The 21,402-nt window shown below is 44.6% G+C and carries 21 protein-coding genes and 1 pseudogene; 15 read left to right on the top strand and 7 right to left on the bottom strand.

Translation table 11 applies throughout. The annotated features are described in order from the left end of the window. Positions 1–410: 410 nt before the first annotated feature. Positions 411–983 carry a DUF924 family protein gene (locus RID53_RS19305; protein WP_446389627.1) on the bottom strand — a complete coding sequence of 191 codons (573 nt, stop codon included), beginning with the start codon at positions 981–983 and terminating at the stop codon, positions 411–413. Positions 984–1,272: 289 nt separating this feature from the next. Between RID53_RS19305 and RID53_RS19300 the strand changes: the two genes are divergently transcribed. The 5 genes from RID53_RS19300 to RID53_RS19280 all read left to right on the top strand — a co-directional run bounded on the left by RID53_RS19300 (position 1,273) and on the right by RID53_RS19280 (position 5,609). Beyond that, positions 1,273–2,508, top strand: coding sequence for a family 10 glycosylhydrolase (locus tag RID53_RS19300; protein WP_446389626.1), 1,236 nt, complete (start codon positions 1,273–1,275; stop codon positions 2,506–2,508). A gap of 154 nt (positions 2,509–2,662) precedes the next feature. Then, entirely contained in the window at positions 2,663–2,866 is a 204-nt protein-coding gene (locus RID53_RS19295) for a DUF751 domain-containing protein (protein ID WP_446389625.1), read from the top strand. A gap of 179 nt (positions 2,867–3,045) precedes the next feature. Continuing rightward, complete coding sequence (gene rbfA / locus RID53_RS19290) at positions 3,046–3,444, top strand: 30S ribosome-binding factor RbfA (RefSeq protein ID WP_446389630.1); 399 nt, start codon at positions 3,046–3,048, stop codon at positions 3,442–3,444. Next, positions 3,441–5,087: a glycoside hydrolase family 3 N-terminal domain-containing protein gene (locus tag RID53_RS19285; RefSeq protein ID WP_446389624.1), complete on the top strand. Its 1,647-nt coding sequence runs from the start codon at positions 3,441–3,443 to the stop codon at positions 5,085–5,087. Before rbfA ends, RID53_RS19285 begins: the two co-directional genes overlap by 4 nt. A 270-nt stretch (positions 5,088–5,357) precedes the next feature. Then, positions 5,358–5,609: a DUF4327 family protein gene (locus RID53_RS19280; RefSeq protein WP_446389629.1), complete on the top strand. Its 252-nt coding sequence runs from the start codon at positions 5,358–5,360 to the stop codon at positions 5,607–5,609. 513 nt (positions 5,610–6,122) lie between these two features. Here the strand turns inward: RID53_RS19280 and RID53_RS19275 are convergent. Beyond that, positions 6,123–6,518, bottom strand: a complete 396-nt coding sequence (locus RID53_RS19275) for a hypothetical protein (protein ID WP_446389623.1) — start codon at positions 6,516–6,518, stop codon at positions 6,123–6,125. 102 nt (positions 6,519–6,620) lie between these two features. Then, positions 6,621–6,971 (bottom strand): hypothetical protein, encoded by a 351-nt coding sequence (locus RID53_RS19270; RefSeq protein ID WP_446389622.1) that lies wholly within the window; start codon positions 6,969–6,971, stop codon positions 6,621–6,623. Positions 6,972–7,201: 230 nt separating this feature from the next. On the opposite strand from RID53_RS19270, the gene RID53_RS19265 reads away from it, so the two are divergent. Next, complete coding sequence (locus RID53_RS19265) at positions 7,202–8,110, top strand: cation diffusion facilitator family transporter (protein ID WP_446389621.1); 909 nt, start codon at positions 7,202–7,204, stop codon at positions 8,108–8,110. A 215-nt stretch (positions 8,111–8,325) separates the two neighbouring features. Here the strand turns inward: RID53_RS19265 and hemJ are convergent, their stop codons facing one another. Continuing rightward, a complete protein-coding gene (gene hemJ, locus RID53_RS19260) occupies positions 8,326–8,928 on the bottom strand; it encodes a protoporphyrinogen oxidase HemJ (RefSeq protein ID WP_446389620.1) in 603 nt (200 codons plus the stop codon). A gap of 295 nt (positions 8,929–9,223) precedes the next feature. Here hemJ and RID53_RS19255 point away from each other — a divergent pair, with 295 nt between their 5' ends. The 8 genes and pseudogenes from RID53_RS19255 to RID53_RS19220 all read left to right on the top strand — a co-directional run bounded on the left by RID53_RS19255 (position 9,224) and on the right by RID53_RS19220 (position 12,725). Then, the gene (locus RID53_RS19255) at positions 9,224–9,418 is read left to right on the top strand and encodes a type II toxin-antitoxin system VapC family toxin (protein ID WP_446389619.1); all 195 of its coding nucleotides are present in this window, start codon (positions 9,224–9,226) and stop codon (positions 9,416–9,418) included. A gap of 197 nt (positions 9,419–9,615) precedes the next feature. Continuing rightward, positions 9,616–9,996, top strand: coding sequence for a type II toxin-antitoxin system HicB family antitoxin (locus RID53_RS19250; RefSeq protein WP_446389618.1), 381 nt, complete (start codon positions 9,616–9,618; stop codon positions 9,994–9,996). Continuing rightward, on the top strand, positions 9,993–10,427 hold the full coding sequence (locus RID53_RS19245; RefSeq protein WP_446389617.1) for a type II toxin-antitoxin system VapC family toxin: 435 nt from the start codon (positions 9,993–9,995) through the stop codon (positions 10,425–10,427). Before RID53_RS19250 ends, RID53_RS19245 begins: the two co-directional genes overlap by 4 nt. A gap of 180 nt (positions 10,428–10,607) precedes the next feature. Continuing rightward, a complete protein-coding gene (locus RID53_RS19240; RefSeq protein ID WP_006100270.1) occupies positions 10,608–10,892 on the top strand; it encodes a type II toxin-antitoxin system TacA family antitoxin in 285 nt (94 codons plus the stop codon). Next, on the top strand, positions 10,882–11,403 hold the full coding sequence (locus tag RID53_RS19235; RefSeq protein ID WP_006100291.1) for an N-acetyltransferase: 522 nt from the start codon (positions 10,882–10,884) through the stop codon (positions 11,401–11,403). The genes RID53_RS19240 and RID53_RS19235 overlap by 11 nt, the downstream gene beginning before the upstream one ends. Before the next feature lie 300 nt (positions 11,404–11,703). Continuing rightward, positions 11,704–11,949 carry a UPF0175 family protein gene (locus RID53_RS19230; RefSeq protein WP_446389616.1) on the top strand — a complete coding sequence of 82 codons (246 nt, stop codon included), beginning with the start codon at positions 11,704–11,706 and terminating at the stop codon, positions 11,947–11,949. Then, positions 11,946–12,119, top strand: a pseudogene (locus tag RID53_RS19225) (DUF3368 domain-containing protein); the annotation flags it as partial. The gene RID53_RS19230 and the pseudogene RID53_RS19225, both read left to right, overlap by 4 nt. 363 nt (positions 12,120–12,482) lie before the next feature. Then, the gene (locus RID53_RS19220) at positions 12,483–12,725 is read left to right on the top strand and encodes a UPF0175 family protein (protein ID WP_446389628.1); all 243 of its coding nucleotides are present in this window, start codon (positions 12,483–12,485) and stop codon (positions 12,723–12,725) included. A 203-nt stretch (positions 12,726–12,928) separates the two neighbouring features. On the opposite strand, the gene RID53_RS19215 is transcribed toward RID53_RS19220, so the two are convergent. From RID53_RS19215 to RID53_RS19205, 3 genes are read right to left on the bottom strand one after another with little or no spacing between them, the layout of a single operon-like run. Continuing rightward, positions 12,929–14,152, bottom strand: a complete 1,224-nt coding sequence (locus RID53_RS19215) for a S8 family peptidase (protein WP_446389615.1) — start codon at positions 14,150–14,152, stop codon at positions 12,929–12,931. After that, positions 14,139–17,651 carry a hypothetical protein gene (locus tag RID53_RS19210; RefSeq protein WP_446389614.1) on the bottom strand — a complete coding sequence of 1,171 codons (3,513 nt, stop codon included), beginning with the start codon at positions 17,649–17,651 and terminating at the stop codon, positions 14,139–14,141. Before RID53_RS19210 ends, RID53_RS19215 begins: the two co-directional genes overlap by 14 nt. Before the next feature lie 52 nt (positions 17,652–17,703). Further along, positions 17,704–19,335 carry a hypothetical protein gene (locus RID53_RS19205; RefSeq protein WP_446389613.1) on the bottom strand — a complete coding sequence of 544 codons (1,632 nt, stop codon included), beginning with the start codon at positions 19,333–19,335 and terminating at the stop codon, positions 17,704–17,706. 298 nt (positions 19,336–19,633) lie between these two features. Here RID53_RS19205 and RID53_RS19200 point away from each other — a divergent pair, with 298 nt between their 5' ends. Then, a complete protein-coding gene (locus tag RID53_RS19200) occupies positions 19,634–21,271 on the top strand; it encodes an NB-ARC domain-containing protein (protein WP_446389612.1) in 1,638 nt (545 codons plus the stop codon). The last annotated feature ends 131 nt before the right edge of the window (positions 21,272–21,402 follow it).

Below are 21,402 nucleotides of genomic sequence, written 5' to 3'. Positions count from 1 at the left end.
GGGACGGTGGCTCCTTCATATTCTCTCGTTGATTCGCTATTAGACTTTCACTTTTGACTCTGATTATAATAACTATAACAAATCCCGCCCTCTAATCCGTTCGTTGGTCAATCAATATACTCTTATTCATAACGTTTATAGGCAGGGCGGGTATTGTATTCTAGTTACTAGGAACGATCAAAGTTAATCCCTAAACCCGCCCCTACACATTACTGTAACCAATCCCGCCCTCTAATCCGTTCGTTGGTCAATAAATATAATCTTATTTATAACGTTTATAGGCAGGGCGGGTTTTGTATTCCAGTTAATATGAATGCTCAAAGTTAATTCCTAAACCCGCCCCTACACATTAATGTAACCAATCTTGCATGTCTAATTACCTATTCTCCAATCAGCAATCAAAAAGCAGATCAAAATGAGGAACCTGGTTGTTTAATAAACGCCACTTCTTCGGGTGTACTTTCTCGACCTAGAATCGGGTTACGATGGGGAAATCGCCCGAAGCGTTCAATTACCTTGAGATGGCGATAGGCGTAATCAATCGTACTGGCACTATCTGGATCATGTTTCAGTGTGGAAAATAACTCAACACACCGACGCTGGTGTGCTAAGTTCTCACTATGTTCATAGGGCATATAAATAAACCAACGCTGTACCGGGAGCAATTGTTGGTCAAAACCCTGGGCTACCGCATATTGGGCGATGGTTAAAGCTTGAGAGTCAGTAGCAAAGGCTTGAGGTTGACCCCGAAACATATTGCGGGGAAATTGATCTAACAGTAGAATCAGTGCCAGACAGCTATAAGGCGATTCCTGCCAGTGGTTGAGTTGACCCGTCGCCGCTTGTTGATACTCGTCCAAAAAGCGCGATCGCACTTCTTCGTCAAAGGCTGCATTTTTGGTAAACCAAGCCTGACGCGGTTTCCCATACCCTGGATCATCTGGCTCTCCAAACCAAAATGCTAAAATTTTGTCCTTTGTCATTCGTCATTTGTCCTTTGTCATTACTGTAGGGACAACCCCCTTGCATCAATTAACTAATTGCTTTCTACTCAATTGGGTGGGATCGCCCTCTCCTCAAGGTTCCCTGACATGATCCCAATGGGGTGAAGAACGCGATCGCAACCGAGAATGAGCAAATGAAGCAATGGGTTAAGCTAGGAGTAAGTGGATCTGGGTTTCTAGCCAGGTTGCTTCTCAGCCCCTAAAGCAACTGCAACCAGAATCTCTTTCTCCAAGCTGTGTCATCATTAAACCATTACGCTTTGTTGTCATGCCAGCGAAAAAAGAAAAGAAGGGATGTGGATGTGCTTCTATTCCAATTTCATTAATCCTCGTTTTGTTGGGTGCTGGTTATTGGGGATTTATGCAGCGAGATATTCTACTTGCTCATCTCAATATCCGCCAATTTTTGCCGAATAATCAACAAAATCAGCAACAACCGACTCCATCGAATCCTCAATCCCCAACCCCGACTGATTTAACTCCTGCGCCTAGTCCAAGCGCATCGGTTGCTGTTTCTCCCCTAGAACCCAGTCCGACGACAACACCAACACCTAATTCCCAAGCTTCACCATTACCTACCACCCCCAAACCATCCTCATCCCCTCAAACACCTTGGCAGAAAAAGGAAATCCGAGGAATTTATTTAAGTCGCTATCAAGCCACGAATAATGCGACCGAAAAAATGATTCGTGAACGAGTCCGTTATTATCGCGCTCAAGGAATCAATACAATTATTCATGGAGTTTGGGGCAATGGTTGCACCATGTATCCCAGTCAGGTGATGCAGCAAACTTTCGGATACAACAGTTGTCCCAATGAGTTTCAAGAGCAATGGTTAGAGTGGTTGATTGATGAAGCGCACAAGCAGGGAATGGAAGTTCACGCTTATTTTGAGAAGGGAATTAAAATTGATAAAAATAGCCCGATATTTGACCGAGCCATTGCTCAACGATGGATTGTGCCTGGGGTAGATAAAACCTACGAAGGGATTGATCACTACTTACTGGATGTAGAATTGCCAGAGGTAGCGACTTTTTTCAAAAAGATATTAGTTGAGTTTGTGCAAAAGTATCCGACTATCGATGCCGTGCAGTGGGATGATTACCTAGGATATCATGCTGACTTATCCGGAAAAGTAGATCGCACGACCCATTTGACGAATTTTGTCCAGCAAATGATCGCTGACATGAAGCAAGCTAACCCAGCCGTGAGTTTTGACCTTTGCCATCACAATCCTTATTGGAGTAAACGCTACTTTGCGGCAGATTGGAAAAACTGGGATGTCGATCGAGCTTTTATTCAAATCTATAACGATGACAATTTTGAGAAAGAGCTAGACTATGCCGAAAATTATGCAGGAGTTTCTATTTCTGATCAGCAGTTGTATCGTTTAAAAGAACTGGTGAATAACAGCAAAATCAAGAGCATTTTAGTGTTTCCTTCATCGGGGAAACCTGAAGAGGCGGCGGCTTCTATCAAAAAGTTTACGTCTATAAATCAATAACCACCTCAAGCTAGAGATTCCGAGAAATAAGATATAGTGCATAATGGCAGATGTTTCTGCCTCTGTGCTAACGGCAGCCATGTTCCAGACATGCCATGGTATGTCTGAGAACTCCAAGATACAGTTAAAAGGGAAAATCAATTAGAGGTAGGAGATGAAAGACTTTTTGCAAAACATTAGCCGATATCCCCGTTACCTGATTAGTATATCCTTGGGCATCTTCTTTGCCTTATTTGAACGCTTTAAGCCAGTCTTGAGTAATCCCGTGAGTGCGATCGCACTCACGGGTCTGGTTGTGGGGACGTTTCTGTTCCTAGTTTTCACCCTGCGTGCCATGCTAGGACTGAATCCAGTTTAGGAGATTAGGGAGTGAGGGGGTGAGGGAGATGGGGAACACCTCGACTTCGCTCGGTGTGTCAGATGGGGAAGATATGACAAATGACAAATGACAAATGACGAATGACAAATGACGAATGACAAATGACGAATGACGAATGACGAATGACGAATGACTACTTACTTAGGAAAGGGGGCGTTATGGCTACAAATCGCCGTGTGTCTAGGGTTTCCTCGCTGATTCAGCAGGAAGTCAGTCAAATGTTATTACACGATATTAAAGATGACCGTGTTGGCGCTGGAATGGTCAGTGTTACCGATGTCGAGGTTTCGGGTGACTTGCAACATGCCAAAATTTATGTCTCTATCTATGGCACCGAAGAGGCAAAATCGGAAACGATGGCGGGTTTGCAATCAGCGACAGGGTTTGTCCGCCGCGAATTAGGACGGCGGGTGCGCTTGCGTCGTACCCCAGAAGTTGTCTTTATTGAAGACCGAGGCTTAGAACGAGGCGATCGCATGTTAGCACTCTTGAACCAACTCTCCCAAGAACGTCGCCGTAAGGGACTTGATGATCAGCTTCCTGAGACAGACGAATGAATCCCTTACCCGATATTCAATCTCTATCCTTGGCGCAACAGGTAGCCCAAATGGTGGTGGTGCGGGCGTCTGGCTACCTGTTTGACCATCAAATTCAGTATCCGGCTTGGGAACCTCCAACCGCTAAATTGCAGCATTGGATACAGGATTGGGGCGTGGGAGGGGTAATTTTACTGGGTGGGAGTGCTGGAGAATTGGCACTGCGATCGCGACAATTACAAGAGTATGCCCCAATTCCCTTATTGATTGCCGCCGATATTGAAGAAGGAGTGGGTCAACGGTTTGCGGGGGCGACGTGGTTTCCGCCACCGATGGCAATCGGGGCGATTGCCTGTGAGACTCTGGATAAAGCCCAACACTATGCTCGAAAAATGGGGGCAATTACGGCTCAAGAAGCCTTAGCCATTGGGATTAATTGGATTCTCGCCCCTGTCGTCGATGTGAATAATAACCCGCAAAACCCGGTGATTAATGTGCGGGCTTATGCTGACACGCCGGAAACGGTGAGTCAGTTGGCTTGTCAGTTTATCCAGGGAACCCAAGCCTATCCAGTGTTAACCACGGCGAAACATTTTCCCGGTCATGGGGATACGGCGATCGATTCTCACTTAAATTTACCGATATTATCTCATTCGCGATCGCGATTAGCCCAGATCGAGTTTCCCCCGTTTCAAGCAGCGATGGCGGCGGGTGTGGATGCGGTGATGACGGCTCATCTGCTGATCCCTAGCTTGGATGAGCAATTTCCGGCGACGTTATCCGAAAAGGTTTTAACCCAAGTGCTGCGCCAAGCGTTAGGGTTTGAAGGGTTAATTGTCACCGATGCTTTAATTATGGGTGCGATCGCGAATCGTTATGGCGCAACGGAAGCCCCGGTAAAGGCGGTGGAAGCGGGGGCGGATATTTTACTGATGCCTGTTAATCCAGAAACCACGATTCAAGCCATCTGTGACGCAGTAACGGCAGGACGAATTTCCCGCGATCGTATTCTGGCATCTGTGGAACGAATTTGGCAGGCGAAGACAAAAATTAATGCAGGTGCAGAAGTACCAGTGAGCCAGAGTGATCCATCTCAACCGTTATCATTTCTGAATCATCTAGCTCAACCGACGGCGATTCAGACAGTTACTCATATACTCCGCGATTCTCAACAAGTAGGCGGTTCCCTTCCCCTGCGCTCAAAACCCCTTGCCAATCGTTCTCAGGGACGTAACTTAATTATTGTGGATGATATTCTCACCTGTGATGTTTTGGGGCGAAATGCTCCAGCCGTTATCCTACCCCAACAGTTTAGCTACCAACTACAATGGGTGGATCGCCATACGCCAGGGATATCCAGGGAGGAGAATGATCGTCTGATTCCCACGCTGCTACAGCTTTTTATTCGCGGTAATCCATTCCGGAATACGGCTGGATTAACTGCTGTGGCGATCAATTGGCTACAGCAATTATTAAAAAATCAAATCTTAGAGGCATTGGTAATTTACGGTAGCCCCTACACCTTAGAACAGTTCCTCCCCCACCTCCCCGCCCAAATGCCTTACGTCTACTCCTATGGACAGATGCCAGAAGCACAGGCGATCGCACTTGAGTTATTATTTGATCAGATTGAATCTGATTATAGCTTAACAGAATTTATTTAAGTTTTATTGATTAATTGGCAGTTATCGAGATCCCTCTCTCAGAGACTGCCCTAGTGTAAACCCCCTAATCTAACGGTATTGCAAGGGTTTCAGACCCTAATCGATAGGGAACCGACGGGTCTACAATTTTTATCTTTGGTAATTTTTATTCATAACTTGAATAAATTTGTAACCTTATATACGGAACGAGATACCTTTTCAGGCTAGCAAAATTCGTTTATAGTGTAGAACGTAGTACGATGTTTAGTCAGGATGGTATCTATGAGTCCGATGAGCCTTCAAACCGTTCCCTCTGCTCCCTCTACTCCCTCGATTCGATATTCCATTGATGTGATTCAAGAAGAAGCACGTCAACTCGTAGAGAAAGGAGTAGTCAGCCGTCAGCAACCCATCTACGTTCTCTGTCAATACATTCCCGCTCGCGAATGGGTTTGTGTCGAATGCGAACTAGAGCTATGCGATTTCTTGCTGAGAGACCGCATTGGTGATTTAATTGGTTCCGAAGAATGGGAAAATGATTAGATAGCCTCAGTTGAGAGGGATTTTGGCTCGGCGCTTATATATAGGGAGTTGGAAAAATTTGCTCCGTAAACGTTCGTTATCGGTTCGTTGTCATTGGTTGTGTCATTGATGAATTGCCGAGTCAAGGACAAGTACGGATTTAGTTTGGCAAACCCTTTCATTATTAGGCTTCAGCCCTAGCTATTGCTCCTGATACAACCCTTAAAAAAGGAGATCGCTTAAAAAGCACCACTGTAATTGCATATTAAAATTTGAGTAACCTGAAATAGTAGGGGCGCATAGACATGCGCCCTTACCAATACCTGACAACTGATCCCCTAACTAGGGCTTGCTGAATAAGTGGTGAGGTGAGGGGGAGCTGGGGGAGCTGGGGGAGCAAGGGTACATTTTCCCTGAGCAAGGTGATGCCATACTTATGAAGGATGCTACCCCATTTCCTGGCACTTTATCCACTGTCCATACGCCTCAAAGTATTGATGGATCAGGGTTTCCGGGTTGTGCAGTAAGCCCTACTTATTGTTGATTCGAGTCGGGATTACGCATCTGTTCCAACTCAGTACGGATCAGAGCAATTTGCACCGTCAGTTCTTCAAGTTCTTGTTGGGTACTTCTAGACGTGGTTCCCGTTGGTGGGGTTGAACCGCTATCGCCAGATGTTGATGGTGTAGCTGAGTCTGTCGGTTGGTTCATTTGGCTGAACATCTGTCCAATCAAGCGTTGAGCCTCTTGCTCGGTTTTTTCGCCTTTTTTCGACAACTCAGCAACCTGTTGGTTGAAGTCTAAGTTGAGCAGAGACAGGTTTTCTTGCCGCTTTTGCTCATCTTGGAGACTTTCGATGAGGGAAGTGGTCGCCCCCAAGGATACACGAAAGCCAGTTTGTAAAGTGTCTTGGATATTATTGGGATTCATAGCGTCAATAAAGTTGACCCGTTGCTTATTTTACAATACGTTACACTATCCAGCCTAAAGGCAAGGACGGGGAGCCTGAGATCTCTTGATTCCGGTCACTCATCAGCCAACTTGTTCGAGATACTGATTAACATCCTCAATCACCCGCGTCAGTTCAGCTTCCGTACTCAAACGGATGCGTTCATCCCGCAGTGTGACTAGAACTTTAGCTGCAAAGGGACTGGGGTAAATATTGGGATTGCAGAAAATTTCCAAGAAAACATCCCCAGTATATTGGTACTCTATTGGTTTTTGCGGACTAGGCTTGCTGGTACTGCCTGGGGCTTGAGCCGTAGCTTTTAAAGTTTGTACAAGTTGGGCGAGTGCCTTTTGTAAATTTTGGGCAGCTTCCGGCGTAAATTTGAATGATACAGACCCTTGAGCCAGATTGAGGGTGAGTTGAGCTGGAACCATGAGCAATAAATCTTAATAACGAGCGCTTACTGATAGAAGATGGTAATTGAGTCCCTCCGAAAATCTACCAAAGAATGAGACGTTTTGGCACACAATTCCTAGAAAAACTCGCAAGAAGCCGACAAAAACTTAGGGAGCTTGGAGAATTAAAAGCATTAAAGGACAAGGGTTTCAGTCATTTTTCTGACTAAACTAAGGATAGGGGAAATTCCTTATCGAGGGCAACCATAATGCCAGCAGACAAACGTGCTGAAGTTCGCAAGGTTTTGCTGATTACCCTGCTGTTGAATGTATTCGTAATGGCATTGAAAGCCATTGTCGGCATTTTAACCGGGTCTTTGAGCTTACAAGCTGATGCGTTGCACAGTGTCACCGATAGTGCCAATAATGTTTTGGGTTTAGTGGCGAATCGATTCTCCTCTCCTCATCCCGATCGCGAACATCCTTATGGTCATCAGAAGTTTGAAGCCGTAGGCGCTTTGGGGATTGCGGCGTTTTTAGGCATTGCTTGTTTTGAAATTCTCAAAGGCACCATCGAGAAGATTGTCAACGGTTTAACGCCGATCACGATCGCAGCGCCAGAGTTGTGGTTACTGCTGATTGTCTTAGGCGTGAATATTTTCGTTACCTTCTACGAAAGAAATGTGGGGAAGCGGGTAGGAAGTGCGATTTTGATAGCGGATGCTCAACACACGATGAGTGATGTCTGGGTAACGATTACGGTTTTGGCGGGATTGATTGGGATTTGGCAAGGACAACTATGGAATCTGCCCCAACTTCAGTGGTTGGATGTGATTCTCGCCTTTCCTGTCGCCCTGTTAGTCTTTCGCAGTGGCTGGGAAGTGTTAACAGATAACTTACCCTGGTTAGTCGATAAAGCCGCGATCGCACCCGAAGCGATTCAAGGGATTGTTATCCAAGTTCCTGGAGTCATCAACTGCCATGATATCGCCTCTCGTGGTGTCTTGGGGCGTCAAGTCTTCATTGAAATGCATCTGATTGTTGATGCGAAAGATGTGGAAACTGCCCACCAAATTACTGAGGTGGTGGAGGATCGATTAGAAGAACGCTTTGATCCGGTGCGCGTGTTGATTCATGTCGAACCTCCAGCTTATGAGTCCGATCAGATAACCTTTTAACCCCTCAGAAGCCCTGGAAAAAGCCTGACTTTTCCACAGATATTGCTACTTTTCCACAGAAACCCGTTAGTTTTCCACAAAAGATAAGGAATTGTTAATCCCAATGTTTACTCTTCTTAACCAGAAGAGACGTTCCGGCGGAACGTCTCTACCACAGTTGGTTTGTCCTTAGCGATGTGTATCCTGCTAGAGAAGACTGTTAATGAATTGATCGTTCAAGCAGATACCTGTTCGGTCATCTCGTCGCTGGTAGCTGAGGAGGCTTGTGCCAGACGTTTTTCCTTATCCCGCTTCCGTTTTTTCGCATAGAGTTGAATCGATGCTGCCATCGCAATAACCAGAGCAAAGATTCCCCAAGCGGTAATATCCGTGGGTAAACTATTCTTAAATACAGCCAGTAAAACAATCGCCACGAGTAGGACAGTGGGAGCTTCATTGAGGGCGCGGAACTGTTGACCCGTCCATTGACAATCCCCAGAGGCTAACCGTCGCATCAACCGACCACAGTAAAAATGATACGCCAGCAAGACTAAGACGAACCCCAGCTTCGCGTGCATCCAACCGGATTTTAAAACCTCTGGTTCAGTCGTGAGTAGACCAATTGCCATGGCAACCGTCACCACCATTCCCGGTGTGGTAATGATGTTGTAGAGTCGCTTCTCCATGATTTGGTATTGATTTTTCAGAATCGTTTGCGCGGGTTCTGCTTCCTGAGAGGCTTCTGCGTGATAGACAAAAAGACGCACCAGGTAGAATAACCCAGCAAACCAGACAACAATGCCAATTAAGTGAAATGCCTTATACCAGAAGTAAGCCATACATTCTTCCTTTACGATTGAGTGATTGGAGTAGAGTGGATTCTCTGTGAGTATGTCTATCCTATTCAGATTTTGCCCCATTCTCAACACGTCGAAACCGATCCGAAAATTACTGACAAACGGAAACTCTAAAGGATAAAATATTTTATTATAACCTAAATAGTGGAAAATTCAAGCAACTAAACTAGCCCAGTCAGCTTTTTCTCATCGTATTCTCGGCTAAATTCAGGTTAATCTCAGTCTCCCTTTAGAGAACTTTCACACAGCGATACTAACCAGATTTATGACAAGGATCATGCCAATTGTTCATCTTTTGCCTAGCGCCTTACAAATCGGTTTGAGCTATCAATTGGCTTTGTATGATTCGCTGTATATTGCATTGGCTGTTGATCTAAATTGCCCTCTGGTGACAGTAGATGATCGCCACAGGAACGGTGCGATCGCCAGTGATGTCGTCGTTAAACCTATAACTGACTTCTCACCTGTATGATGAAATACACAGATGCGATCGCGTGGACGTGATGGCTAGAGTCTTAATCGGGTTTGGGTTAAGGGTTGTATGCTTGAGGTGAGGCGATTTGGCTGTAAAAACTAACCGACTTGCTAAGATTAGAATTTCCGCTGGCAGGGATATGGGTAAAATAGGGTAAAGAGTGTGGATACAATAGGTTAGGCTGGAAAAGTACGATGAATATCGATTCTTTAAGGATTGAAAAGAATCCCTCAACTAAACACCGTTATGAGGTGCTGATTGAAAACCAAGTAGAAGGTGGAGTAAGCGCAACTGTGTTAGGTTGGCACGACTGCCAAGCACGGGGTTCTACTAAGGCAGAAGCATTGGAGCAACTGCGTAAGTTATTAACAGCACGTTTACAAAATACAGAAATTGTTTCTTTAGAGATCGACTTGCCTAAACCGGAGCATCCTTGGATGAAGTTTGCGGGAATGTTCAAAGATGATCCTGACTTTGAGGACGTGTTAGCAGATATCGCCGCCTATCGACATGATCTTGATCGGGAACAGGGGGACTATTATCGTCAACTGGATGCGGAGGAGGAGGTTCATTGATTCGGTATATTTTAGATACGGATCATGTCTCTCTTTTTCAGAGAGAACATCCGCTGGTGATGCAACAAGTCAATGCCACTGATCCGCAAACAATTGCGGTGACAATTATTACCCTTGAAGAGCAAGTTTATGGACGATTAAATCGAATTCGTAGGGCTACTTCAGCAGAGTCTTTGGTATCGGCTTATGCTAAATTACGCTATACATTTGATTTTTTTAGTAGGATTAATTTGCTCTCTTTTACCCAAGAAGCTGGCGATTGCTATGCAGAATTAGTTCGTCAAAGGATAGGTGTTGGTACACAGGATTTGAAAATTGCAGCGATCGCTCTTTCGGTGAAAGGGATAGTGGTTACGCGCAATCAACGAGATTTTTGTAAAGTGCCAGGTTTAGAGTTGGCAGATTGGACAGTTGAGGAATTGCAGAGGTAGCGATCGCGTGGACGTGATGGCTAGAATCTTAATCGGGTTTGGGTTATGGCTTGTATGCTTGAGGTGAGGCGATCGCACTCAGGGAAAACGCAAGCTGTCACAGTCTGCGGGTTAGTAACTTGTGTGGACATTGTCCGCCCGAATAGCTAGACTGTGAATTAAGCGAACTAGAGAGCAAAGATGCCGGAAACCTCTCAACCTAAAGATAGCCGGATTGATTTAAGGGTCACTCAAGAGCAAAAAGAACTCCTAGAACGGGCAGCCGCCTTGAAAGGAGTTTCTTTAAGTGCCTATACTCTTTTTCACTTGGTTCCCATCGCTAGACAGGAAATAGATGTCCATGAAAGGCTAGTTCTGTCAAATCGCGATCGCGAGTTATTTATGTCTGTGATGGAAAATCCGCCGCAACTGAAGGGAAAGCTTAAAGCCACTATCCACAAGTTTCGGGACAAGTATGACAAGTAGTGAGCCGAGATGGGACGTTCTGCCTATTGAGAAAAGATATCAACGAGATGCTTTTGACTGTGGCTATCGAGTTCTCAATGAATATCTCAAGAAATACGCTCGGCAAAACCATCAAAAGGGAATTGCCAAAACCTTTGTTGCTATTCCAGCATCAGGGGGACTAAATGTGGATGGTTACTATACAATCAGCGCTAGTGTCATTGAGTACGAATCTTTTCCTGAATCTTATCAACGAAAGATGCCTGCCTATCCAATTCCCGCTACGTTAATTGGTAAATTGGCAGTTGATAATACTGTTAAGGGACAAGGTTTGGGAGGAGAACTTTTAGCCGATGCTCTCTATCGTATTGTTCGTGCTGCTCAAGACATTGGAATTTTTGCGGTTAGAGTTGATGCAATAGATTTACTGGCAAAGGAATTTTATCTTAAACATGAGTTTATTCCGTTTCAAGATAAAGCACTGTCTCTTTTCTTACCCTTGGAAAGCATTGCTAGAGAGTTTGATTTCTAGTTTTATACATCTGTTGCTACTGAATCTAAATTGTCCTGTGGTGACAGTGGATGAGCGCCAAGGGAATGGTATGATCGCCAGTGGTGTCATGGTTAAACCTATAACTGACTTCTCACCTGCATGATGAAATACATAGATGCGATCGCGTGGATGTGATGGCTAGAATCTTAATCGGGTTTGGGTTAAGGGTTGTATGCTTGAGGTGAGGTGATCGCATTTAGGGAAAAGAGCGATCGCACGTCCTCATCACCAAAGCTAATGGCGTAGCAGTTGACTTGACAACTATAGAGGAGAAGTGACATGGATGTGGTTATTCCCAAGGACATTGTTGCAGCTACGAAGATGTCGGAAGCTCAACTGAAACTAGAAATTGCCATTATGCTCTATAAGCAGGAGAAAATTAGTAGTGGCAGAGCTTGTCAGTGGTTAGGGATGAATTTGATTGAGTTTCGCCGGGAACTGGGTCAGCGAGGACTGACAATTAACTATGATGTGGAGGATTTTGAGTCTGACCTGAAAACGTTAAGGTCACTGGGCAGATTATGATTGTTGTCAGTGACACTTCACCGATCACAAGTCTGGCAGGTATCGGACGGCTGGAACTGTTGCAGCAACTTTACAGTCGAGTGATTATTCCGCAAGCTGTTTATAATGAGATGGTGAGAGTAGGAAAAGCTGTACCGGGTGCGTTTGAAGTTCAAACCTTTGCCTGGATAAGCTGTTCGGCATTTAAACCTTAATATCAATAATGGCGCAATCCTTGTAGTGCGTTTAGCGAAGCCATGCCGCAGGCTTTGCATCTTGCTCGCTACTAATACCCAATTTAAATGCATGACAGTTTAGAAACTCAACAGGTTAGTGACTTCAATCAAGTTTCAGTACTGCAAGCCGATTTAGATCCAGGTGAGGCGGAAGCCATTATATTGGCTATGGAACTAAATGCAGAATTTCTGCTCATGGATGAACGCCCTGGAAGAACGATCGCATGGATGCTAAGGTTCGCTTGTAGTTTGGGGATTCAATGGGAAATCTCAACATCGGATTGCTACGATGAAAGAAGCCGAGTCGGAGGAATTGCAATGAGTTTGGTTATTTCCGATGATATTATACAAGTCAGCGGTTTGTCAGAACGTGAATTCTTGATAGAAATTGTAATTATGCTCTTCCAACAGGAGAAAATTAGTTTAGGAAAAGCCAGTGAATTGCTGGAGATGCATCGGATGCAGTTTCAAAGGTTGCTGGCTGATCGAGGCATTTGTGTTCACTACGATGTCGCTGAATTTAAAGAAGATCTCAAAACTTTGCAGGAAATGGGTTGGTGATGATTGTTGTCAGTAATACTTCACCCATCTCAAACTTGGCGAAGGTTGGGCAGCTAACCCTTCTGCAAGAATTATATGATAAAATTTTGATTCCGAATGCAGTTCATAATGAACTTTTGGATGAGAGGGCGGGGGAGGCTGTGATTACAGCAGTTCAAGGGGCAACTTGGTGCAATCGGTTTTTGTCAAAGAACCCCATTTAGTTAAAATGGAGCTGTTAACCATCCACGCCTCGGAAGTGCAATGCGATCAATATCGCAAGCACTTGCAATATTAACTGAGTGCCAGCCGATAATTTCCCTAATTAATTTGTTGGGTGCTTTGAGGATAGCAACGGGAGCATATTTTAATATTTTAACGCGATATAGATTTTGAGCATCAGTTCTAATATGTGAATCAATAAAATATCTGAACTGTCTTATATCATTCTTGTCCTTAAAAACAAATATAGATTCACATATCGCAGTTTCCGGAGTTGTCAAACATTTGTTTTGCAAGCGCGGATCAATAAATTTTACAGACGGTTCAGAATTCTCTTCAGGACTTAGCAAAGAGAGAGAAGGTTCTTGCATCAAGTGGATGAGGTATTGCCAAGCTTTTAATGGGTTAACTAGACCGTGGGCTGCACGATGGGCTTGTTCAGGTTTACAAGGGGAACTACTGCTGATGATTGCCTCCTTAACCATAGTAGCTGATGACTTAGGGGCAGACTGACGCAGCAGAACTGCTAACCCGGCAATTTGGGCACAAGCAATGGAAGTTCCACTACGGGTTTGTAGCCCACCCCCTGGTACGGCTGATAGGATATCGACACCTAGTCCAATTACATCGGGCTTACAGCAAACAGGAGTTCCGTCCAAATGATAGCTGCCGGAAAATGGAGCAATGCAGCCATCGTCAGTAGCAGCGCCTACGGACAGTACCTCTGGATAATATCCAGGAGTGTGAGCGCGACCAGCACCAGCATTGCCAATTGGACAAACCACTAAAATATCGTGCTGGTGCATCGCTCGAAGTATAGCTTTAAACACAGGTGTAGGAAAGGGAAGACCCAGGGAGAGATTGACGACCTGAACTCCACAATCAATTAGCCAATCTAGACCACAGAGAATGCGAGCGATGATATTGCCTTCTTCTATAACCATACCTGCATACAGTTGAGCCTCAAAAGCACTCCCAATAGGATGTCCAGAAACTATTCCCCCTGACACTAAACCTGCGGTATGAGTGCCATGCCAAGAGGTATCGTAGGCAGGTACAGACTCTTCCTTAAAACCGCTATAACTAAATCTCCGAAAGCTAGCGATTCGTCTGAAAAAGGCTGGATGAGAACCATCGATCCCTGTATCGAGATGCCCAATTTTCATACCTTGCCCCAAAAGATTTAGATTCCAAAGCTTTTTAACTTCATCCTTATAGAAGTTCATTGCGCTCTGTTCTGACAACGTAGGTAATACCCTCACCTAAATAACCGAAGGAATCAAAGAAGGCAGTCACAGCTAAAGAGATAAATTCGGTTCCCTCAGCAACCTTGGACACAGTGCCTAACTTACCAATTTCGGGGAAGGTAGTCATTATGTTGCCATAGGTTTTACGAGGAATACCACCATCGACACTACCGTTTTTAGCCCATTCATGATAATTGCGAATATCGGCTACCCATTTTGATACCTCTTCATCGCTCATCCTCGAAAAATTCCAGTAGGGCTGGTGTCCTTTACTCTTAACAGCAGTTTGCTCCAACTGTTCTGCTAGCTCCCTATCCGGCAAAGAAGACCAAAATGTTCCATCAAGGGTTTTTAGTGCATCTGCTTTGTTTCGATCAGCAACGTCGAGCGTTGCCATGAGTCCCATGTGAGTGATGCCCCATAATGTGTTGAAGACAGATAATAAATCGCCTGCTATAACTACCTTCTTCTGTGGAACTTTTTTGTATTCAGCCCTTGCAATTGTACCAGAAGCGAATGCATTAACTCCCCAACCAGCCAATTCAAACCACCAGATAATATGCCCCCAGTAGCTAGGGGCTTCAAAAACATCTTCCTTAGCATGATCCAACGGGATCAAATAGGGTTCACCTGGAGGGATTGGATTACCGGCAATCAAAGCAAAGGCACTAATACCCAAATCCAGGGCAGTCAGCTGCGAACCAAATCCTCTATCTATGTCACTTCCTTTACTACCGCCCATAGCATCAAATGCTATTTTTGCATCTGTCACTATAGCGATCGGCATAAGCACAATTTGACATACACCGTAGACAATGCCCCAACTCCTAACATTACTAGGTAATTCAGCAAGTGAAGCTTTGATTGTTTGTGTCTCGAAGGGAATTGTCTTGAATTCTGCTTTATGAATCAGCGTAACTGGAATGGCTAACAGCAAACAGGTAAAGCTCAAGAAGTTTAACTGCCGTCCTTCAGTAATCAGCCTATATAAATCGGAAATAAACGGAATATCCCATGGGGCAGTCATCATTTCCTTAAACCCTTGCAACATTGCCACGAAAAGATCGAGTAGGGCATCTAGGATGACTTTAATGGTATTTAGGCTGAGAATAGCTACGGCTTTGACAAATTCTAAGATTGCCCCTAGTAAATATTCAGGAGTGTGGTTGGCATCAGAGAAAATCTTTTCAATGTAGTTGAACGAATCCTGTAGTGCATCCAGCACCTCAGCCTTATCTTTCCCCAGTTGCTGTTCTATGACATTGACAAAATTACTTGCCAAGTCGCTATGATCTGCCGATAAGGTTGGGGTTGTTAAAGTCGTCGTTTTAGCATGATTTTCAGAAAATTTGCCAAGCAACCACTCCATTTTTTCAACAGCACCGGAGTGGCTGCTAACAGGCTGAGGGCGCTTTCCTATCTTCACCATATCAAGGTCATTCAATGCCTTATCCATGTCTTGGCTAATCTGACTGGTCAGATGAGAAAAAAAGTTATCGGCTTTTTGCTTTAGCTGTTTCGGATAGGTTTTCATCGTCTCGATCTCGGTGTTAAATGTATCGATCAAGACATCATGGGTATGCAGCACATCATGCCAGCCAATTTTGTCCAAAAACCAGTCAATCGCCTTATGCAAGCCTACACCAATTTTTTCTAGCAACCAGCCTAACGCCTTGCCCACATAACCTGTGTGATGTAGTACGAATTGCACAGCCTCACCAGCAAGTTTGAGCGTCACAACCACTAGTTGTCCAGCACCGGAGACCAGATTTTCTGCGATATTCGCCGCACCCTTAAAGAGATCACGACCTGCATGTTCACCACCCTGCATTAGGTCTTGAAAGATATGAGAAATATCGCCGTGAACGAGATCTTCTCCAATTTTATGAACAGTATTAACAAAATCCTCTTTAATATGTTCAAAGGTGTCAACAATATTACGTCCAATATTCTCTACAGTGTGTACGATGATACTACCAGCTTTCTTGAAGAAGTTACCGATGTCATCCCAAAAGCTCTGAGCAGCTTGACCCTGCAACATCCTGGCTCCGGCAATATGCATCGTTACCTCTGCCTTATTCAAGGCTTTGTAGTGAGCCTTACCTTCACTGAAGTCCAGTATGAAATGAGGATCATCCATGTTTTTGGGTAGCACAGCACGATCATGATGTACACCATGAGGCTTTTTGTTGTAGGTGTACTGAACCGTCCGGGCTATGTTTTGCAGTGCCTTCTGAACGTGGTCAATATGCTCCTTACTGAATTCCGAATGGATGCCTAGCTGCTCACGCGCCTCGTACAACGCACCATCTTTTAGCTCAACAATTTTTTTGTGTGCCTCAACGTCTGGGCAAATCACATGCCGTTGCTCTGGTCTCATTAGATTAGTTCGTAAGGTCAGAGTCGGACAGCCCAGTTCACGCGCTGGTATCGATACCAGGAGTTTCGAGATTGCTGATGGCTTGACTCTCGCTGGCATCACGGGGTCAACTGTGTATTTTTTGCCGTTGATTTCCACCTCAACCTCTTCTGATGCCCAGAGGTCAACTTTACAAGTCATCGGTGGTAATGTGACTGAAGTCCGATAGACAGGATACGGCTCAAGTTTTAATGAAGGCGGCTTGACCTGATAGTCTTCAGTTAGCGATGACCGACTCGTGATACTCTTGTTGAGAGTGGTGGCGTCATCAGCAATCTTTTCGGCATGGGCATAGGCTCTTTGATTATCGGAGCTAAATAGAAACTTGCCATTACCGATCACATAAAGATCTGTGAAACCCAACTCATTTACTTTTGTCTGTAGTGCCATTGCACCGGATGGAGTGGTTAAAGTGGCTCCTACAGGTACGTTGAATTCAGGGTCTGGCAGACCATCGAACTCAAGTACAATATTGTTGCCAGTGCGATAAAGTACATAGACACCTCGCCCGTAATCTGGTCGTCCAGCTTTAATATCAAGAAGTTCATCTGCGTTAGGTAGTTTGGGGAAGGGTTCCACATTATCATCAACAACCTCAGGTTTAATCCGCAAGTATTTCGGTACTTTTCCAATTTTTTCTGTGGTGCCAACAAGAATGAGCGGCACTTCCCCGTCCTCTTGAGGAGCGTCTAAAATAATTTCAGTAATGCGAGTCGGTGACGGATCTATTCTCATCGGAATCCATCGATTTCTGAGGTTCTGCCAAATTGGATCGGCTGGATTATTGGGTAGCGCAGAAGTCCTGAATAGCTGGCTCGAACCTAGCGGAGCCTGCCCCGCAGCCAGAACTAGATATATCTCGCCTCTAAAGTTTTGGCTAACTCCGAAGACCTGCGCTTTCAGTTTGCCACTGGCAGCAGTCAGGTCATAGCGCACCCAACCAACCTCTCGATTCTCCGTTCGCATGGTGACTGAAAGGACATAATTCTCATCAATGGCAAAAATCATTGGCTCGCCATTGCTGTCTTTGATTTCTGTAGAAATCGAAAAGTATTTCATGCTTGCTTTCCAGGTTTAAATAAAGTGGTGTAAAAATCAGAACATCAACTAATCAATCAAATTGATATTTAATATTTGCTATTAAATCAAGTTCATTATTGAATCGAGGATTGTATATTTGAAAAGACTGTCCACCTAAAAAAATAAACTTATCAGTTTGATTTATTTGTTCACAAATTTGGGTTGGTAAATCATATAACACATTGAATGCATCAATCAAATCATTATACAGTCCCATTTTTTCCCTTAATTCATGTAAAATATCAAATATATCTTTAAACATTTCACCTAATTTGTACCACCAGTCTCCGCCCCTTTCTACCGTAATATTATGTTTAATATACTGCACAAAATCTTCTTGTTTAGGAGTAATATCTACCATTAGGACACCATCCGGTGCTCCCGATAGTCTGATAGTAAATTCCCACCGCACTTTACTCTCTTGCCAGGATGGAGTCCATAGAGCAGCATTCTTTGCTCCATGCCAGTGAACGCAATCAAATCGTAACACACAATTGCCACTTATATTTATGACATTGCCTCCTGCTGGAATTTCTACTTTAGAATCAGTCGTCGTTTTCCATGTATGCTCCTCTGTCCACAAAGGACCATAATAATCAAACGTCTTACTAAATTCGTGATGATAATTATAGACGCCAAAATTATGGGGATCAGATTTGTAAGAATCAAAATTTTCCTCGAAACAGATCTTTGGTTTATAGGTTCCGTCTTCAAAGTTAATGAATTCATAATATGGCTTTAATGTCGTTGTTTTTATAAGTTTTGGCAAAAGAAACCCATCTATAAATAGATGTTTGGCGATGGCAATAACACCATACTCATCTTTACTGGTTACCCAATTACCGAACCATCGCGTCTCTACGGAATTTGGCGACGGCCAATCTCGATGACCTGTCATCATCAAGTAGTTTAGTGTATCTAGTCCTGGTTCGTAACTGCTGAAATCTGAGTTATGTTTTCCGTCAGGCTGAAAAGGATTAGTTGTATAAGTGACATTAGTTGGTGGGAAAGTGGGGTCTATTTTTTTGATTGCATTAGGATTTTTTGTGTGGATAGAATAGCCAAGAATATTATGCCCATTCGTCTTCAGACTCTTTATATATTTTTTCAAAAAATTGAATAATGCATCCTCAATGTCTTGATTCGCTAGTTCGTGCGAAGTTTTGGGATCTGCGACTTCTGGCGGGAACGATGTTGCCGAACTGTCAAGTTCAGTCAGAAAGGCATTCTGAAAATTCATAAACAGTTGCCGCACTGAAAATATGCTGGGATCGATTTCACCTTTCGGTGTGTGCGGTTTAATCTTCTCTTGTATCGCTTTGGGTATTTCTTTTACATCCATATCCCTCAGGTTTAAATCAACCTTAAACCCAAGCACCCAATTCAATATGCTTAACGAATTGAGTTCTGCATTTTTACCACGACCCTGCCAATATTTCAACGTTCCTTTCCTTAGGGTAAGTTGAAATATTGCTTTGGTTGGCTCTCTTTTGACGTTGAGGTGTATTCTGGGCGGCTCAATCGTGGCATCAATGCCTTCCTCATTAGACTCGTCATAAATCTTTATAGTCGGTTGTATTCCGTCCTTAGCTCCGTACAGAAATTTAAAGTGAGCATTAATGTTATTCTGAGTGACCGCGACAATCATGTCGTAGCCGTTCATAGTCGTCTCAAGTGGTGTCTTCATTTATTAAAACTTCCGCAAATAGTTTTCAATACAATAAGCGGATACCTTTACCTTGTCGTTACAGTAAAGTTCTGGACTTCCAGGAAAAAGTCAGTTCAGCTAAAGTCAGGTCAACTCCCCCAAACCCCCTGAACTTGCCCGCCCATACCTCCCATTGAAAAAAATCTATTATTCAGATAAAAATCAGAAATCCTGTAAAAACAGGCGTTTCCCAAAAAGTTCAGGTCAGTTCAGGTATAATCAGCTCACAAGTGTGGGAATAGGGGTAATAAACATGAACAGTGATCAAGCCCTAGAAATCGCCAACGCAACGATTCGTGCCTTCACAGGCAGAGGACTCAGTGAAGTGGAGACCGCCATCCTCCGGGGTTCACTGCAAAACCAGACATACGAACAGATAGCCGAATCCTCTGGCTATGCCATCAGCTACCTCAAGCGCGATGCCGGTCCCAAACTCTGGAAACGTCTCGGACAAGCCTGGGGAGAACCTGTCAGTAAAACGAACGTTCAAGCCGCACTCAAGCGGCAAATCGCGACTTCACCCAGCCCCCCCTTCCCCACAACCTCCCCACCCCCGCTACCCCTCAACCCACCCCGCGCCGACTGGGATGACGCCATGGATGTCACCCAATTCTACGGACGCACCACCGAACTTGCCACCCTGCGACAATGGCTAACCCAAGACCGTTGCCGTCTTGTGACAGTATTAGGTATGGGGGGAATCGGCAAAACCGCTTTAGCCATCAAACTGGCACAACAAGTTCAGTTTAAATTTGATTGCATCATCTGGCGCAGTCTGCGAAACGCCCCACCCTTAACCTCCCTACTGCAAGAACTGATACAATTTCTCTCTTGCCAACAAGACACCCAGGGTGAAATCCGGCAACTCCTGCCATACTTACGCACCTCGCGCTGCTTAATCATCCTGGATAATCTAGAGACACTATTACAGCCCGGTTCCCCAGGAGAGTATCGCACTGGCTATGAAGGATATGGAGAACTGTTTCGCGTCGTTGGACAAACCGCCCACACCAGTTGCTTAATCCTCACCAGTCGCGAAAAACCCCCAGAAATTGCTGCCCTGGAAGGGGTAAAATTACCAGTACGCACCTATCGACTCCCCGGCTTACAATCAGAAGCCCAGGAATTATTAACCGCCAAAGGACTGTTAGGCACAGACACCGACAAGGAACAACTCATCCAACACTATAACGGGAATCCTCTGGCATTGAACATCGTTGCCACCTCGATTCAAGACCTATTTGAGCGCAAAATTGATAACTTTTTACAACAGGATACCCTAATTTTCAACGGCATCCGCCGCCTCCTCAACCAACAATTTGAACGCCTCTCGCCCTTAGAAACAACCATCATGTATTGGTTGGCGATTAACCGGGAATGGACATCAATTACCGAATTAGCCGCCGATATCCTCCCCCCGGTTTCCAAAGCGGAACTCTGGGACGCCCTAGAAACCTTAACGGGACGCTCTCTGGTCGAGAAACAAGCTGATACTTACACCCAGCAACCCGTCGTTATGGAGTATATTACAGAACGCTTCATCGATCGCATCAGCCAAGAACTCCTGACCAAAACCCTATCTCTGTTTCTCACCCACGCCCTCATCAAAACCACGGTTAAAGACGATATCCGAGACAGTCAAATCCGACTCATCCTCCACCCCATCGCCAACCAATTCCAGACCCACTTCCGGTCAACCTTAGCCCAACACCAGCACATCCAGGACATCCTAGAAGTCCTGCGACGGTCAACGCTGGGCTTATCCGGTTATGGTGGGGGGAACCTACTTAACCTCTGCGTCAATCTGCCCCTAGACTTAACCAACTATGACCTTTCTCATTTAACCCTTCGCCATGCTGACCTGCAAACCACCCCCTTACCGCAGGGCTAATTCATTGTGATGAGAGAAAATTAGGGCAACCAGGACTATTCATACCAAATCCGATTGCGAGAACCACCTTATAAATTAGAACAGCAAAATGCCATCAACAATGTTACATAAGGCTTTTACCGTTTTCAAAA

It is taken from the genome of Coleofasciculus sp. B1-GNL1-01 (assembly GCF_040220235.1).
Lineage (GTDB): Bacteria > Cyanobacteriota > Cyanobacteriia > Cyanobacteriales > Coleofasciculaceae > Coleofasciculus.
This window is presented reverse-complemented; position numbering and strand designations above follow the sequence as displayed.